This is a genomic window from Parapedobacter lycopersici (assembly GCF_040395035.1).
GTDB lineage: Bacteria > Bacteroidota > Bacteroidia > Sphingobacteriales > Sphingobacteriaceae > Parapedobacter > Parapedobacter lycopersici_A.
Genome location: NZ_JBEBRB010000052.1, coordinates 1 through 17,880, shown reverse-complemented (window position 1 = coordinate 17,880; position 17,880 = coordinate 1). Strand labels below are relative to the sequence as shown.

Here is a 17,880-nt window from a genome sequence, read left to right as displayed (position 1 = left end):
TATTTTTTTTCAAAAAGTTTGCAAACCAAATTTTTAAAACTATATTTGTTAGCTAAGTATTGCTGCCAATAGCAAAACCGAGATAAGATTATTTTTCATTAGTACACGGATTGAGGGCGCTCTTTTCTTTTTAGTACGATTGCTTAATCGATTAATTAATGTAAAGCCAAGAGCGCTTAATCGATTAAATTATTATAAACCTTTATAACAATTCAACTATGCAAAGACGTGGTTTCCTAAAATCGGCGGTAGTGGGTTCGGCGGCGCTTGTCGCGGGTACCGCTTTTTCCCGGGCGCTTGCCGTTCCGGCAGCTCATTCGGCCGCTTATTCTGATTTCAAGATCAAGAAGATCCGCTATTACAGTGCACCGGGATATAATAAGCCACTGTTTAACCAAGCCCGGGGTATCGTGGAGATCGAGACCGACTCCGGCATCATCGGCATCGGGGAAGGTGGGGCAAAGGATGTGGTGGAACAGTGTGCACAGATGATTATCGGTGAGGATCCTTTCCGCATCGAACACATCTGGCAATACCTGTACCGCGGTATGTTTTACCCACCGGGCCGGGAGAAATTGCATGGACTGGGTGCTATCGAGATGGCGCTTTGGGACATTAAGGGGAAGGCACTTGGCGTGCCGGTATATGAGTTGCTGGGCGGGGCTACGCGCGATTACGTGGAGTGTTATGCCACGGGGTTCCGCGCTTCCAAAGCCACGAACGAAGCCGACCGGGCACGCGATTGCATTGCTGCGGGACTTCGGTGTTACCGCATCGGTCCGACCGGTGGTAACGGAAAGGATCCATTTGATTTTTATACGCATGTAAACCAGACCATCGAATACGCCCGGCAGATTGATCAGGCGGTTGGCGGCAACGGCAATTGGGCGATCGATCTCCACACGCGGTTCGACCTGACGGATGGCATTAAGATTTGCAAGGCATTTGAAGAACTGCAGCCTTACTTTGTAGAGGACATTGTGCGCTCCGAGAACCCCGGGGTGTATGAACAGGTCCGGCAGATGACCAATGTTCCGATTGCGGTGGGCGAGCAGTTCGGCGACCGCTGGGACACCAATGAGCTGGTTGAGAAAAGGCTGATTGACTACAGCCGGATGACACTCCCCAACACCGGCGGCATCACCGAATACAAGAAAATTGCAGCCATCTGCGAAACGCATTATGTGGGACTGATCCCGCATTTTACCGGACCGCTTTCCACGGCTGCATTGGTACACGTGCTGGGTTCGAGCAGCCCGACCCGCTGCATGATGGAACTGGCGGGCGGTGAACCCGAACGGCCGGCTTATTTCAATGAAGATTATATCGATTTCCGGGAAGGGAAGCTATACTTAAAATCCGAACCGGGGCTCGGAGTTACCTTTGATCCGAAAAAGGCAGATCTCGTCATGGAGATTACGGAAAACACACCGTTTCCGCATCCGTACCTTAAAAGTCCGGATGGTGCCATCCACAACTGGTGATACGCCAATTTAACACAAGTAATAAACCAACCAATTATGACTATGAAATCAGAACGTTTACAAGTAAACAAGCTGGAGCTGCAAGGCATTCGGCTCGCTTGTTGGTGCCTGATACTGGCACTTTTTACGGTTCCGTCTTTCGCCCGTCAGCAAAATGCCGTACGGGGGCAGGTGACAGCCACGGACGGCAGCGCCCTGGCTGGCGTTAGTGTACAGGTCAGGGGCAGCGGTGCCGGCACGGTAACCGACGGGGAAGGAAATTACACCCTCCAGGCAGGTGCGGACGCCGTGCTGGTATTTTCCTACGTGGGATACAGTACGCAGGAAATCAGGGTAGGTACCCAATCCACGATCAACGTACAGCTGCAAACCGACCTTGCTGCACTGGATGAAGTGGTGGTTGTGGGATACGGTACCCAGCGGCGGACCGACCTGACGGGTTCGGTGGCTTCCATCTCACCTACCGAATTTGAGGAACAGCCGGTGACACGTGTCGATCAGGTACTTCAGGGCCGGGCAACCGGTGTGCAGGTATCCAACGCCAGCGGTGCGCCGGGAAGCGATGCCCGGATCCGGATCCGCGGCGCGAACTCGGTACTTGGAGACAATAATCCGCTGTATGTGGTGGACGGTTTCGTGGGTGTTGATTTTAATACCATCAACCCGAACGATATTGAAAGCATCCAGATATTGAAAGACGCTGCGTCCACGGCGATCTACGGTAGCCGGGGTGCAAACGGGGTGGTGATCGTAACGACAAAAAAGGGAACAAGGAGCGGGTTTAACGTAACGTACTCGGCACAGGGCTCCCGTTCTTACCTGATCAACCGGTGGGACGTGCTGAATGCCGGGGAGTTCGCGGATATTGCTAATACACGCTCCGATGATATGGGGATATCCCGGATTTTTACCGACCAGGAGGTGGCCGATTTCAAACAACGTGGCGGAACCGACTGGCAGGACCTCGTTTTCCGTCCGGCCTGGGGTCAGCAGCACCAGCTGACGGTTTCCGGCGGCGGTGAGAAAACCACCTACATGGTATCCGGAAATTACCTGAACAACGACGGGATTATTAATAATTCCGGCTTTAAAAGGTATATGTTCCGTTCCAATATCAGTTCCAACCTAACGGATGATATCAGCATCCGGGTGAATGCAACGGGATCACGCACGGAAAACAGCAACACGAACCTGCTGAGCGGCACCGGCAATCCGGTGGTGCAGGCGTTGTCGTGGGCGCCGACAACCTCGGCCTATGATGCTGATGGTGGATTTACAACCGCCGATCCCGTCGGATCGGTCATGGTCAGTCCGGTTGCGCTGATGTACGACCGCGCGAACCTCAACCAGGGAAACTTCGTTAACCTGATCGGTGGCCTGAATTACCACCTCCCGGTGGAGGGATTGACGCTCGACCTGCAATACGGCGTGAATTACCTGAACCGGCAAAGCCAGTCCTATAACGGTCCGGTGGTTAGCCGGAACAATCCGAGCGCCTCGCGGTCGTCGGCCGAGGACTGGACGTTGCAGGGCACGGCATCGTTGTCCTATAACCGCGTATTCAACGAAGCGCACCGTGTGGATGCGGTCGCTGTTTTTGAAACGCAGCAATTCGTTACCAATAATTTTTCGTCCACCGGCAATGGACTGAAATTTCCGTCATTGGAATACTATAACCTCCAGCTGGCCAACTCCTTTGCTGTGGGAACTGGTTTCAGCAAGTGGACCCTGCTGTCTTACCTCGGCCGGGTGAATTATGCGTTCCGCGATAAATACCTGCTGTCGGTGGCCGTACGGCACGATGGATCCTCCAAATTCGGCGAAGGCAACAAATACAGTACGTTCCCCACTGTGGGTATCGGTTACAACCTGGCTGAGGAAACATTTATCCGGGACCTTAATGTATTCCACTCACTGAAACTGCGCGGTAGCTGGGGAAAGACCGGCAGCCAGGCCATTAACCCGTACGCCACGTTGTCCTCTTACAACACCAACGCACCGGTTGCGTTCGACAATTCAGGTATTACGAGCGGCATTATGCTGGGCAACCCGGGGAATCCGAACCTCCGGTGGGAAACAACCGAACAGGTGGATATAGGGCTGGAAATGAGCTTTTTCCAAGGCCGCCTTGCGCTGGAAGCCGACTACTTTAACAAAAATACGACCGACCTGTTGTTGAATCAATCGCTCCCGGCATACGTGGGTGGCGGATCCCTGACCAAAAACATCGGTGAGGTACATAACAAGGGCTTTGAAGTGGCGCTGCGTGGTATCATTCTCGACTCGGACGACTGGAACTGGACCAGTAACTTCAACATTTCACGGGTCACGAACGAAGTGGTCAGCCTGGGCGGGATTGCTCCGCGCATCGGTCAGGGCACCGGTGTTGGTGCGGGCATGTCAACTACCAATGAATTTATGTTGATTCCGGGCTACTCGCTCGGTTCGTACTGGGGACTGAAATACCTGGGTACCTGGAAGCCCGGACAGGAAGCCGACGCTGCCGTATTTAACGCAAAACCGGGCGACTCCAGGTATGAGGATATCAACGATGACGGAGAGATTACTACGGACGACTTCCAGGTGATCGGCCGGGGCATTCCTGCGACCACCGCGGGCTGGAATAACACCATTTCCTATAAATCATTTACGCTGAATGTATTCTTCCAGGGGGTGTTTGGTATAGACAAGCTTAATTATACACGCGCAGCGGCAATGTCCGGAAGCGGGGATGCCCGGCAGTATATCCTGTCGGAGATCAAAGACCGTTACATTCCGGGGGTAAATGAAACCTCGGATATTCCGGCGTTCAGCGCAACTAATGTCGTTTACACCCAATCCAGCCGGTTCATTGAGGACGGCAGCTACATCCGGTTGAAAAACCTGAGTCTATCCTATAAACTGCCGACGCTGAATAAGCTGGGTATTTCCGTTTTTGTCAGCGGAACCAACTTGTTTACCATTACCGATTATAAGGGCATCGATCCGGAATCCAGCAATATCGGTTCCGGTACGGATACGGCACAGGGTATTGATTACGGGGCATATCCCAACTCGCGTACCTATACGGCTGGCGTTAACTTAAGTTTTTAACGATCATGAAAGGAATTAAAATCATGAAAAGAAATTTAATATGGGCATTGGGCGCTGCCGTGATCATGGCGGCTGGATGCAAGAACTATTTGGATGAAGATATCCGGGGTGCATTGCTGGGCGCCCAGGCGCTGGAAAGCCAGGAGGGACTGGAAGCTGCGCTGACCGGTGCATATAAGGGCTGGGCAAACACCTGGGGCTATGGGTTTATCCATGCCACGGCCATTGCTGCTACCATGGGAGGCGACGATGTGACAACCCATAAAGCGAGTAACAAAGCGGATTTCCGGGAATTTGACCAATTCGCCGTGCCGGCTACCAACCAGCGCACGCAGGCACTGTACAACGGATGCTATAAAGCGATTCAGGGTGCAAATAACATCATTGCCAACTACCCGAACACCCAGGGTGATGCGGCAACCATCGATGCAATTGTCGGTGAAGCGTATTTCATCCGCGCGGTTTCCTACTACTGGCTTGTCCGGTTATATAAGGATATTCCACTCATTCAACAGGCGGAGTTTTCGGAAGACCTGTTGGCTATCGAGAAAAGTGGTCCGGAAGAAGTGTATAACCTCATTGTCGGCGACCTGCAAAAGGCTGAAGAGCTGGTTCCCAATACCAAGCGTGATCCGGGACGGCCAAACAAGGGCACGGTGAAGGCCTACCTGGCCGATGTTTATTTAACCATGGCAGGCTGGCCGCTCAAGCAGACGGATAAGTATGCCCTGGCGGCTGCGAAAGCCCGTGAGGTCATTGAAAATAAGGACCTGTACGGTTTCCGGCTGTTGGATACCTACGCTGAACTGTTTGAAAACGATCCGGAAAAGAACGGAACAGACGAATCGGTTTTCCAGATTTCCACCTTTATGGGTGTCGGCTCTACGAACAATGCGAATTACGGATTCTCGGCCATGCCGGGTGAAGAGGGGGGATGGGACGACTTTTTTGCGGAGCTGAACTTCTTCCGTGATTTCCCCGAAGGCCCGCGCAAAGATGCGACGTTCCGGACCACATTCGTAAAAGGCGATGGCAGTACCATATCCTGGGAAGACAGCCAGACACAGCACCCCTATTACTATAAGTATTACCAGAAAAACGAAGTAAAGAACTGGGCGTCACAGATACCGGAATCCATGATGCGCTACGCGCATGTGCTGACCATTTATGCAGAGGCCCAGGCGCGTGCCACCGGTACGCCGGATGAGCTGGCATATGCGTGCATCAATGCCATCAGGCAACGGGCTGAACTTGATCTTTTTGAAAACATGTCGGGTCCGGAGTTTGCGGATGCGGTGGTGCAGGAACGCGCATGGGAATTTGCTGCGGAACGCACCCGGTGGTTCGACCTCGTGCGCCTCGAGCTGGTAGCGGAAGCCAATAGCAATAAAGATGCTAACGACTTGCAGCCGATTGGCGAACTCACAGAAGAAAACTACGTTTTCCCGTTACCTTTTTCGGAGACATCAGCCAACCCGAATCTATAATTTAAATTTGGACGCCAGGCGGGGGATAACCCGGTTATCCCCCGCCTGGCGCTTTTTTTGATATCAGATGAAATTGCATACGCTTTCTGTATTAGCCGTTACCCTGTTATTTGCCGCCTGTCAGTCAGCCATTGACCCTTTAAACAGGGATTGGCCCGCGTACGGCGGGAACAAGGCCGGCAATCGATATGCCGACTTAACACAGATTAATAAAACTAATGTCGATTCCCTTCAGGTAGCGTGGATTTATGATTCCGGCGACAACGACGGTACCACCGGATGGACGCGGATGGTGGAATGCCAGCCGATTGTGGTGAATGGTGTTTTTTATGGAACGACAGCCACCATGAAGCTGTTTGCCGTGGATGGCGTTACGGGAAAGGAATTGTGGAAATTTGATCCGTTTGGCCAGTCGGATAAAAAGCCGGTATTCCACCCGATCCGGGGAGTTGCGTACTGGGAAGATGGCGATGACAAACGGATTTTATATGGCGTGGGCCCCGTATTGTATGCAATTGATGCGACAACGGGCAAAAAGGTGACCGGTTTTGGCGACAACGGTGGAACGAGTCTGTACCAGGGACTGGGCGACCTCGACTCGATCGGACGCGATGTGTCCAAACTGCTCGTGGATTTAACCACACCGGGGGTAGTCTACCGTGATCTGCTTATTATCGGATCACGGGTATCCGAAGGCGGCGATGCCGCGCCGGGATATATCCGGGCGTTCAATATCCGGACGGGCGAACTTGCATGGACCTTCCGGACCATTCCATTGCCGGGTGAAGAAGGATACGAATCCTGGTCACCCGGCGCGTACAAGAAAATGGGCGGTGCCAATAACTGGGCCGGCCTGGTGGTGGATGAACAACGGGGCATAGTGTATGCCGGCACCGGATCACCTTCCGTCGATTTTTATGGCGGCGACCGCGAAGGGCAGAACCTGTTTGCAAATTCGGTACTGGCACTGGATGCCGGGACCGGAAAGCGGATATGGCATTTCCAGACCGTTCATCACGACCTGTGGGACCTGGATATTCCTACACCGCCAAACCTGATGACCGTTACCCATAACGGCCGTAAAATTGATGCGGTTGCCCAGGCAACCAAGGATGGCTATGTATTCCTGTTCGATAGGGAAACCGGCGAACCGTTGTTTCCGGTAGAGGAGGTACCTGTACAGGGAACCTATGCCCTGCCCGGCGAACACCCGTGGCCTACACAGCCACGACCCACGAAGCCACGGCCTTTTGCCATGCAGGTGCTTACAGAAGACAGCCTGACCAATCGGACACCCGAAGCCCGTGCCTATGTGCTCGACCGGTTCAGGAACAGCCGGTACGAAGGCCGCTATACCAATCCCAGTCTGGAAGGTTCGTTGTTTTTTGCATTCGGCGGAGGCGCGGAATGGGGCGGCAATGCGGCGACTCCCGACGGCATCCTGTATCAGAACTCCAACAACATGCTTTGGTGGCTGCAAATGCGCGAGAACCCGAATTACGGCCAGACAGCGGCGGCCCGGTCGACTGGGCAGGCACTGTTTAATACCAACTGTGCGTCCTGCCATGCGATTTCAAAAGAAGGTGCAGGTAGTACTGCTGCTCAGGCCATTCCTAACCTGTGGAACGTCGGCGATCGCCTCACGCGGAAACAGATTACCTCGCTGGTAGAAAGCGGCAGCGGACGTATGCCGTCCTTCCAGCACCTGGAACGGCAGGAACGCGAGGCCATCATCGATTACCTGCTGCAGGGGAACAAACCGGATGCAGAACGTGATTTTCATGCCGGACCGGCAGATCTTACGAACACGGGAGCCGATTTTCCGTATATTCCGCCCTATTTAAATAATGGGAATATCCAGTTCCGCGATCAGGAGAATTATCCGGCGATTAAGCCGCCCTGGGGGCTGCTCAATGCCATTGATATGAATACCGGCGAATACCTGTGGCAGGTGCCATTGGGCGAATATCCCGAATTAAGCGCACAGGGTATTCCGCCGACGGGCACCGAGAACCACGGCGGTCCGGTGGTGACGGCTGGCGGACTGGTTTTTATTGCTGCAACCTATGACGAAAAAATACGGGCGTTTGACCGCGATACCGGTGAAATTTTGTGGGAGCATAAGCTGCCGGCGGGTGGTTTTGCTACGCCCATTACGTATATGATTGACGGTAAACAATACGTTGCCATCGCTGCGGGCGGTGCGCGATACGGGCTGAAATCCGGAGGGACTTACGTGGCGTTCGCCCTTCCATAATTGCATTTAACAAAAAACTAGATAAGAAAGGAAATATGATTACTGCTAAGATTAAAAATTACCGTTGGTACATCCTGGTGCTGTTGTTTGTGGCCACGACCATCAATTACCTCGACCGTCAGATTATCGGACTGTTAAAGCCTATTTTGGAAGCCGAGTTTGACTGGTCCGAAACCGACTTTGCCTACATTGTGATGGCATTTACCGCAGCCTACGCCATCGGCCTGCTTTTCTTCGGGTGGTTTGTCGATAAGGTCGGCACCAAAAAGGGATACTCCATCATCGTCGGCATCTGGAGCCTGGCGGGCATGTTGCATGCCGTCGCCAGGAGTGCCTGGGGTTTTGGTATTGCGCGTTTGGGACTTGGCCTCGGCGAGGCCGGTAATTTTCCGGCGGGGGTAAAGGCCGTGTCGGAATGGTTTCCGAAAAAGGAAAAGGCGCTGGCCACGGGTATTTTTAATTCGGGTACCAGTATTGGTGTCGTTGTTGCATTACTGCTTGTTCCTTGGATATTAAGTCATTACGGGTGGCATGAAGTGTTTTTGATTACCGGTGCCCTGGGATTTATCTGGATGATCTTCTGGCATTTTATGTACAGTGCCCCGGATAAAAATAAATGGACCACCGATGAGGAACGTGAGCTCATCCGCACGGGACAGGAGGAGGGGGAGGTACTGGAGAAAGTATCGATTAAATGGGTTAAGCTTTTTTCTTTTCCGCAAACATGGGCATTCGTTGTGGGAAAGGCATTTATCGATCCGATCTTCTGGTTTTTCCTGTTCTGGCTACCGGCCTATTTTTCGAGTACTTTTAACCTCGACCTGACCAAACCGAGCCTGGAGCTGATGATTATTTATACTTCGACCACCGTGGGCAGTATCGGTGGCGGTTATTTGTCGTCGCTGCTGATCAAAAGGGGATGGCCAACACTCAAAGCCCGGAAAACGGTATTGCTGGTATTTGCGCTTTGCGAGATCTCCATCATTTTGGTGCAGTTTGCATCGAACATGTGGATGGTAGTGGCGCTCATCAGTTTGGCGGTTGCTATCCACCAGGCATGGGCTACGAATGTATTTACTATCGCGTCCGATCTATTCCCCACACAGGCCGTCAGCTCGGTTGTCGGGATCGGCGGAATGGCAGGAGCCGTTGGCGGAATCTTGTTTCCGATGCTGGTGGGCACGCTCCTGGACTACTATGAAGGACTTGGCAACATTACGGCCGGCTACAACATTTTATTTACCGTGTGCGGATTTACGTATCTGATTACGTTTGCGATCATCCACCTGCTGACGCGAAACCCCAAGCGTGTGAAATTGGAAGATATTGTGAGTCAGTGATATATAGCAAACAAATTAACCAATTAAATCAGTTAACTAAAATGTAACAAATTATGACAGCAAAAAGAAAACCTGGTATGTCGAGAAGGGCTGCCATCCAGTCGGTGCTTGGTGTGGCGGGCGCAACCGCCCTGTCTCTTCCGCAATCGGTCTATGCCATGCAGGATGGGAAAGGCAGGCCAATGGCCGGACAGATCAAAGGAAACGGGGAAGTAAAGATCACGAAGCTGGAAACATTCCTCGTTAAGCCGCGGTGGATCTTCCTGAAGATTCACACCGACGTAGGCGTGGTGGGCCTGGGTGAACCACTGCTGGAGGGAAGGGCACTGACCATCCAGACCGCCATTAAGGAAATTGAACCGTATTTGGTTGGTAAGGACCCACGGAATATTGTACACCACTGGCAAGCCATTTACCGGCATGCTTTTTACCGTGGCGGCCCGATCCTGACCAGTGCGCTCAGTGGAATTGACCACGCGCTGTGGGATATCAAGGGAAAGCTGCTGAATGTGCCGGTATGGGAACTGCTCGGCGGTCCCACGCGCGACCGCGTACGGATTTATGGACGGGCGTCCAATGCCGAACAGATGAAGCAGCGCAAAGCGGAGGGGTATACCGTCATCAAGACGGGTGTAGCGAAGGAGCATCCGGCTGATTTTGTGGAAAACCCCAAATTCGTGAAGCATGCAATCGATAATTTTGCATCGCTTCGGGACGCGGGCGGAGACGACATGGATATTGCAATTGACTTTCATGGCAGCATCCCGCCGCAGACATCCAAACTGCTCATTAAGGAAATGGAACCTTATCAGCCTTATTTCATCGAAGAACCCTGCCAGGCGCAGAACTTGGACGTATTGGCAGAGATTGCCCGGAGCACCCATATTCCGATTGCTACCGGCGAGCGGGTCTATACGAAATGGGGATTTCGTGAAGTACTGGAAAAGGGGGCAGCCAGCATCATCCAGCCCGATCTTTGCCATGCAGGTGGAATCACGGAAGGACGGATCATTGCCGGAATGGCGGAGGCCTATTACGTGCCTATTGCCCCGCACAACCCGATGGGACCTATTTCGCTTGCGGTTGGGCTTCACCTGGCAGCCAGTGTGCCTAATTTCTTGGTACAGGAGCAGGTTTCCCTTGGGGAGGGCTACCTGAAAAACCCCTTTCAGCTGCAAAAGGACGGTACCGTACTCATACCACGGGGCCCGGGTCTCGGCATTGAACTCGATGAAGACCAGCTGGCCGACAAAATCGGACACGACTGGCGGAATCCGGAATCCTATAATGCATTGGACGGCTCGGTAGTCGATTGGTAACCGACCGACACGATTGCATGGGGCTTTTTATCCCTTTGTTTAATCGATTAAACCAAATATTACTAACCTATTATTCATTTAAAAACCTTTTATCATGAAAACAAAAAAATCGCTTTTTTATTGGTTTCTGATAATGAATCTATGTCCGCTGGCCAGCTTGGCATTGCCGGGTAATCCAGCACCGGAAAAAGGGGATTATTGGGTTCAGGAGGAGATCAATGGCACGGTTACGGATGCCGAAGGCACGCTGCTTTCGGGTGTTACGGTCCGGGTCAAGGGCGCGGAAACGTCGACGGTTACCAATGACAACGGGCAGTATGCCCTGCGCAATGTACCAACCACGGGTGTACTGGTATTTACGTCAGTGAGTTTTGTGGCACAGGAGGTTCAGCTGGAATCCGGCCGAACCACCTACAATGTACAGTTGCAACGGGATGAGCGGCAGCTCGGCGAAGTGGTGGTAACGGCGCTTGGTATCAAGCGCGAGGCGCGGTCGCTTGGCTATTCCACGGCAACCGTGGGCGGCGAGGACCTGAGCGTTAACCGGACCTCCAACCTGGTGGGATCGTTGCAGGGAAAGGTATCGGGGGTGAATATTTCAAGCATGTCTACCGGTCCGGGCGGAACCAGTAAAATCCGGATCCGCGGCCAGTCTTCTTTCAGTGGCCAGAACAGCCCGTTAATTGTTGTGGATGGTGTACCAATCAATAACCAGAACTATGGCATCGGCGGGGATTTCGGCAACCGGGCGGCCAATAATTCGGATGGTGGTGATGGGTTATCGAGCATTAATCCGGATGATATTGAATCGCTGACCGTGTTAAAGGGAGCGACGGCAGCCGCATTGTATGGCTCGCGGGCAAAGGATGGGGTGGTGATGATCACGACCAAGAACCGGGGGGAAGGACAGGGTTTGGGCCTTCAGTATAATGTCAACTTCACGGCCGAAACACCCCTGGATTTTACGGATTTTCAGTACGAATACGGTCAGGGAGAAGGCGGCGTGCGCCCTACATCCCCGTTCCCCACATCAGGGGTGTGGAGTTTCGGTGAAAAATTTGAACCGGGGATGACGCAGATCCTGTTTGACGGAGAAGAATGGCCTTATGAACCCGTAAGAAACCGGATACGCAGGTTCTATAATACCGGGAAAAACCTGACCAATACCATTACGCTCTCCAACAACGGGGATAACGGCGGATTCAATCTTTCGCTGTCAAACACGGATAACCGGGGTATTGTTCCCAATTCCGAATTTAACCGGAAAACGGTTAACCTGGGATTTATCCAGACCATCTCGCGGAACAAGAAACTGACGGTACAGGGGAATATCAATTATTCGAACGAGCAGAACCGTAACCCGCCGCAGACCAACACCCAGGATTTCGCAACGGCTACGGTGATCAACACCCTGGCCAATTCGATGCCCTTCGAGGCACTGGAGCAGAACCAACTGATGCCCAACGGCGACGAATTTGTCTTTTCGCGCTTTCTGGTAAGGAATAACCCTTACTATTCGGTAAACCAGCATTTTGAGAACATCAAACGCGACCGTCTTTTTGGCAACATCCTGCTCAAGTACCAGTTTGCGGACTGGCTGTATGTGCAGGGCCGCATCGCGCAGGATTTTTATAGCCGCGACCAGGACTACAACATTCCGAATGGCTATGCACCCATTGCCGAAGCACCGGTGGGTTTTGTGAATGGCGCCTATACGCAGGATACGCGGCGGTTCAGGGAGCAGAACTTCGATTTCCTGGTCGGGGCAAACCGCACGTTCGGTGATTTCAATATTGACCTTACCGTTGGCGGTAACCAGCGGTTTGAGCGGATGGATTACAACAGCGTAACGGTTACGGATTTCATTCAGCCTAACTTATATACGATTATGAATGGCCGGGTGAAGGATCCGTTTTACAGTATTTCGGAGAAGAAAGTCAACTCGTTATATGGGGCCGCGACCATCGCCTTCCGCGAATACCTGTATATCAATGCCACGGCGCGTAACGACTGGTTTTCTACGCTGGCGCCGGGGAGCCGGAGCATCCTTTACCCTTCGGTTACCGGTAGCTTTCTGTTCTCGGAGGTATGGCAGATGCCCGATTGGATCAGCTTTGGGAAACTGCGCGCTGCATTTGCCCAGGTGGGTGCAGATAACGTGGCGCCCTATTCCAACGCGCTGTACTACAGCGTGAACAATAATTTAATACCGACACCGTCGGGCCAGCAGGTGCCTGTGGGACAAATCAATACCGGAACAATTCCCAATGCCAACCTGCGCCCGCTGCGGGTTACGGAGGCAGAGGCCGGTATCGAACTGCGGCTATTCAACAATATCGGACTGGACCTGACCTACTACCGGAAGATCACGGAAGACCAGATCCTCGCCGCTCAGGTGTCGGACGCTTCGTCTTATACCACGCGGTTGATCAATGTGGGTAAAAGCATGAACCAGGGGGTGGAGTTCCTGATTTCGGGTACGCCGGTCCAGACCGATGCCTTCCGCTGGGATATCGCATTCAATGCATCTTTCAATACGTCCGAAGTACTGTCCCTTGGCCTTACTCCGGCCGACACGATGATCACCGTGGGTGGCAGCGGCGGCAGTACACTCCGGCAGGTGGTGGGAAAGCCGCTCAGTCAATTGTATGTGTTTGGCTACCTGCGTGACGAGCAGGGGAGAAAGGTGTTCGACGAGAATAGCGGCCGTCCGATGCGGGATCCCGATCCGATCAATGTCGGCAGTGCGCTTCCGAAGTATTTTGGCGGAATTACCAATACGTTCAATTACAAGGGAATATCGCTTTCGACGTTGATCGACTTTAAACTCGGAAACAAAATGATCGCCGGGTCTAACATGAACTACATCCGGCACGGGTTGCACAAAGTGACCCTTGGGGGGCGGGAAGAAGGCTATGTGATCGGCGAAGGGGTGAACCCCGATGGCGGAATAAACGAAACGCAGTCGGCATTGCAGCCGTTCTACGAAAGTACCAATGTGCTGGGGATATATGAAGACCTGGTATTCAACGGCGGCTACTGGAACCTGCGGCAGGTAACATTAAGCTATGATTTCAGCAAGCTGCTGCCGAGCAATTTCTTTGTAAAGGGCTTAACACTGAGCGCGGTATCCAACAACGTCCTGACCATCAAGAAATGGACGGATAATATGCATCCGGAAATGGTAAGCAGCAATTCCGATAATGCTGTGGGCCTGGATTTCTGGCCCAGCCTGCCGCTTACCAGAAGCTTTGGATTTAACCTCAGCCTGAAGTTGTAGTCCTGATTCCTGACTTATAAAACAGCTTATTATGAAAGCGAACAAGATCATCAGTTTAATCTGCTTCACCGGCCTGATTGCATTTTCGGGCTGTGAAGCGGGGTTTGACGATATTAATACCAATAAAGTCGATCCCACGAGCCTGGATGCGCCATTGCTGCTGAACCAGGCAATCCTTGATGCCAATTACCGCGATGGAACCGCGACACTGGGCATGCTTACCTATCACTTCGGTATTGTGCAGCAGATCATCACGCCCTATGGCAGCTCACTGGCCGGTGCAAATTACAACCAGAACAATACGGCAAATACCAATCGGCTCTGGGTTAATTTTTACCGGAATGTCCTGAAGCAGTTAGTGGATGTGGTAAACCGCACCCAGGGCGATGAAAATCAGTCGAACCTGTATAATGCCGCCCGGATATGGAAGGCGTATGCATTCATGATCCTGACCGACTCGTACGGTGATATTCCATATTTTGAAGCCGGAAAGGGGTACCTTGAAGAATTGATTACGCCGAAGTACGACGCACAGCAGGCGATTTACACCGACATCCTGAAGGAACTGGAAGAGGCCGCGGCGTCGCTGGATCCGGGAAAGCCGACATTCAATACGGAGATTCTGTACGGGGGCGATATCACGCAATGGAAACGGCTGGGTTATTCCCTGATGCTCCGGGCGGCCATGCGCCTGAGCAAAGCCGATCCGGGTACGGCCCAGACGTATGTCACAAAGGCGGTAGCCGGTGGCGTCATGCAGTCCAATGCCGATAATGCAACGGTCAGGCATACCTCGCTTTATAACAATTACATGGCCTGGTACCTGTCGGCGCGGGAAAAAACCAATTTTTACCTGGCGAAACCTTTTGTTAGCTTTCTCCAGGAGACCGATGATCCCCGACTGGCCGGTATTGCCGTCCGCTATGTGGGTGCCAAAGGCGGACCGGATCAGGAGATGTCACGGGCCTCAACCGATCCCGATGTACAGGTGGGCATGCCAATGGGCTATGACGACGTTTCCATTAACACTACGCTGGAGGAAAACGGAGTGGCTAGCTTGTGGGATTATTCACAGGGTAACCTCACCACCATCTTCCGCGTGGACGCACCGGAATACCACGTTACCTATTCACAGACCCAGCTGCTGCTTGCGGAAGCAGCGGTAAGGGGGTGGGTTTCGGGTGATCCGGCGACTTACTACGCGACCGGTGTACGGGCGCACATGGAACAGATGGCCGATTACGGGCCGGGTGCCGTTGTTGAAGAGGCAGCGATTTCGGGATACCTGACGGGCCATCCATTTGATGCCGCAAATGCATTTGAACAGATCAATACGCAATACTGGGTTTCGTCTTTCCTGAACGGACCGGAAGCTTTTGCCAATTTCCGGCGTAGCGGATATCCGGAGCTGGAACCGAATCCGTATCCGGCATCTGAAACCCCGGGCGCATTCATCCGGCGGATGCCTTATCCGGACAGTGAAGTTATTGTTAACCAGTCGAATGTAGCGGAAGCTATCGGCCGGCAGGGCCCGGATAACCTAAGCACCCGCGTGTGGTGGGATGTCGAATAATTAAATCATTCAGTTACCTAATTTTTAATGCGATGAAACAACAAACAGCAAACAAGGGGATGAGCCGGCGTGAATCAATGAAGCTGCTGGGTATCGGCTCTGCTACGGGATTGATGGGGCTAGCCGGCTTCGGGTCGAACGCGATGGGGCAGGAGCGGGACACGCCTTCCTATGCACGTGCCACCTCGAAAGTGACGATCAGGAGTGTCAAAGCAATTGCTACCGCGCCGCAGGGCCCCAATCTCGTTGTCGTGAAGGTGGAAACCAGTGAGCCTGGACTATATGGGCTTGGCTGCGCCACCTTCACGCAGCGCGCGGCTACCGTCGTTACGGCGATTAATGAATATTTACATGATTTCTGTGTTGGAAAGGATGTAGATAACATCGAAGACATCTGGCAGTCCGCCTATGTCAGTTCGTACTGGCGTAACGGTCCGGTATTGAATAATGCGCTGAGCGGTCTCGACCAGGCGCTATGGGATATCAAAGGGAAGCGTGCGGGAATGCCTGTATACCAGTTGCTGGGTGGAAAGGCGCGGTTTGCCATCGATTGTTATGCGCACGGCAACGGTCGGACACCGGAGGAAATTGCCGACGATGTACAGCGGTTTATGGACCTGGGTTTCCGGCATGTGCGGATCCAGCAGGGTGGATATGGTGCATTGAACCTGGCGGAGGAACCGGATTTCCGGGTTGCCGGATTTGGCGGGGAGAAGGATGCATACATGAATCAGCGCGTCTACCTCGAATCTGTGCCTAAGATGTTTGAAGCGGTACGGAAAAGGTGCGGGGACGAGGTGGAGCTGCTGCATGATATCCATGAACGTGTGGAGCCCATGGATGCCATCAACATGATCCGGAAACTGGAGGAATACCGGCCTTTCTTTATTGAAGATCCGTTCTCTCCGGAAAATATAGCATGGTTTAAACAGCTTCGGATGAGCACGACGGTCCCTATTGCTATGGGAGAGCTGTTTAATAGTCCGCATGAATGGAGGCAGCCCATGGTTGAACAGCTGTTTGATTACATCCGCGTACACGTATCCCAGGTGGGTGGCATTACCCCGGCAATGAAAATCGCACGGCTGGGCGAATGGTTTAATGTCAGGACAGCCTGGCACGGACCACCCGATGTTTCCCCTGTGGGACACGCGGCACATGCCCATATTGATTTCGCGATTTGGAACTTCGGTATCCAGGAATCCGTGAGCTTTAACGAAGCTATGCTGGAAGTATTTCCGGGTAGCCCGACGATTAAAAACGGATATATGTACGTCAATGAGGCGCCCGGACTCGGGGTTGATATCGATGAAAAAGCGGCCGCCAGGTATCCGGCACATTTTAAGCCCGGAAACTGGCAGGTGCGGAAACGCGACGGGACCATCATCCGTCCGTAATACAGGTGCACCCGGTACCCATCGTGGTGTGGTACCGGGTGTTTCTAATTAGGCATACGCAAGTTGATGATAATTTGTATTTTCGCAGGCTTAATCCATTAAGCTGGCGCAATGAAAATCGTATTCAGCTTATCGAACAGTATTAATTCTTCTTTATCATATAATGCACCAGATACCAAATTATATTTTTTGCTGCGATTGGGGAACATCATCATTGCGTCTGCGTCTGATCGATCGGAAAACATTACAGGTTGTCGGCCAGACACACACAGACGAGGGGATCGGGCGTTTATTTGCCACCTGGTCGACCCGTAAATCCGGAGGAGAAACGCGACAGGAGTACCTGCTTGGGGCATTAAGCAGCTGCATTGCTGCAGTACAGCAGCAGGTTGGTTTTGCTGTCGACACGATACCAATGGTTATTTCCGGCATGGCTTCGTCTTCGATCGGATTGCGCGAAATTCCTTATGCGCAACTCCCGTTTTCAACAGCGGGTAAGGATATTTCTGCCGAGTACCTGGCCGCTACACCCGGATTTACACATGACGTTTACCTGATTTCGGGTGTAAAGAGCGATGATGATGTGATCCGCGGGGAAGAGATCGAAGTCATCGGATTGGCTGTAATGGGCGAATTGGATGCCCCGCAGT

The 17,880-nt window shown here is 52.7% G+C and carries 10 protein-coding genes; all 10 read left to right on the top strand.

What is annotated here, in order from left to right:
• Positions 1–218: 218 nt before the first annotated feature.
• Positions 219–1,484, top strand: a complete 1,266-nt coding sequence (locus ABWO75_RS10360) for a mandelate racemase/muconate lactonizing enzyme family protein (RefSeq protein WP_353185239.1) — start codon at positions 219–221, stop codon at positions 1,482–1,484.
• 36 nt (positions 1,485–1,520) lie between these two features.
• A complete protein-coding gene (locus ABWO75_RS10355; RefSeq protein ID WP_353185237.1) occupies positions 1,521–4,577 on the top strand; it encodes a SusC/RagA family TonB-linked outer membrane protein in 3,057 nt (1,018 codons plus the stop codon).
• Positions 4,578–4,600: 23 nt separating this feature from the next.
• Positions 4,601–6,064 (top strand): RagB/SusD family nutrient uptake outer membrane protein, encoded by a 1,464-nt coding sequence (locus tag ABWO75_RS10350; RefSeq protein WP_353185235.1) that lies wholly within the window; start codon positions 4,601–4,603, stop codon positions 6,062–6,064.
• Between the two features lie 67 nt (positions 6,065–6,131).
• Positions 6,132–8,321: an outer membrane protein assembly factor BamB family protein gene (locus ABWO75_RS10345; protein WP_353185233.1), complete on the top strand. Its 2,190-nt coding sequence runs from the start codon at positions 6,132–6,134 to the stop codon at positions 8,319–8,321.
• Between the two features lie 35 nt (positions 8,322–8,356).
• Positions 8,357–9,661 carry an MFS transporter gene (locus ABWO75_RS10340; RefSeq protein WP_353185231.1) on the top strand — a complete coding sequence of 435 codons (1,305 nt, stop codon included), beginning with the start codon at positions 8,357–8,359 and terminating at the stop codon, positions 9,659–9,661.
• Between the two features lie 53 nt (positions 9,662–9,714).
• Positions 9,715–10,980 carry a galactonate dehydratase gene (gene dgoD, locus ABWO75_RS10335; protein ID WP_502922400.1) on the top strand — a complete coding sequence of 422 codons (1,266 nt, stop codon included), beginning with the start codon at positions 9,715–9,717 and terminating at the stop codon, positions 10,978–10,980.
• A 94-nt stretch (positions 10,981–11,074) separates the two neighbouring features.
• Positions 11,075–14,260, top strand: coding sequence for a SusC/RagA family TonB-linked outer membrane protein (locus tag ABWO75_RS10330; RefSeq protein WP_353185229.1), 3,186 nt, complete (start codon positions 11,075–11,077; stop codon positions 14,258–14,260).
• A gap of 31 nt (positions 14,261–14,291) precedes the next feature.
• Positions 14,292–15,833 (top strand): SusD/RagB family nutrient-binding outer membrane lipoprotein, encoded by a 1,542-nt coding sequence (locus ABWO75_RS10325; RefSeq protein WP_353185227.1) that lies wholly within the window; start codon positions 14,292–14,294, stop codon positions 15,831–15,833.
• A gap of 32 nt (positions 15,834–15,865) precedes the next feature.
• The gene (locus ABWO75_RS10320; RefSeq protein WP_353185225.1) at positions 15,866–17,230 is read left to right on the top strand and encodes an enolase C-terminal domain-like protein; all 1,365 of its coding nucleotides are present in this window, start codon (positions 15,866–15,868) and stop codon (positions 17,228–17,230) included.
• Between the two features lie 163 nt (positions 17,231–17,393).
• The coding region (locus ABWO75_RS10315; RefSeq protein ID WP_353185223.1) for a 2-dehydro-3-deoxygalactonokinase at positions 17,394–17,880 on the top strand (487 nt) is incomplete at its 3' end.

Excerpts from the sequence above, each read along its gene's own strand:
- ABWO75_RS10325 (WP_353185227.1), top strand. The coding sequence starts at position 14,292 with ATGAAAGCGAACAAGATCATCAGTTTAATCTGCTTCACCGGCCTGATT.
- dgoD (WP_502922400.1), top strand. The coding sequence starts at position 9,715 with ATGACAGCAAAAAGAAAACCTGGTATGTCGAGAAGGGCTGCCATCCAG.
- ABWO75_RS10345 (WP_353185233.1), top strand. The coding sequence starts at position 6,132 with ATGAAATTGCATACGCTTTCTGTATTAGCCGTTACCCTGTTATTTGCC.
- ABWO75_RS10320 (WP_353185225.1), top strand. The coding sequence starts at position 15,866 with ATGAAACAACAAACAGCAAACAAGGGGATGAGCCGGCGTGAATCAATG.
- ABWO75_RS10340 (WP_353185231.1), top strand. The coding sequence starts at position 8,357 with ATGATTACTGCTAAGATTAAAAATTACCGTTGGTACATCCTGGTGCTG.
- ABWO75_RS10355 (WP_353185237.1), top strand. The coding sequence starts at position 1,521 with ATGACTATGAAATCAGAACGTTTACAAGTAAACAAGCTGGAGCTGCAA.
- ABWO75_RS10350 (WP_353185235.1), top strand. The coding sequence starts at position 4,601 with ATGAAAAGAAATTTAATATGGGCATTGGGCGCTGCCGTGATCATGGCG.
- ABWO75_RS10330 (WP_353185229.1), top strand. The coding sequence starts at position 11,075 with ATGAAAACAAAAAAATCGCTTTTTTATTGGTTTCTGATAATGAATCTA.
- ABWO75_RS10360 (WP_353185239.1), top strand. The coding sequence starts at position 219 with ATGCAAAGACGTGGTTTCCTAAAATCGGCGGTAGTGGGTTCGGCGGCG.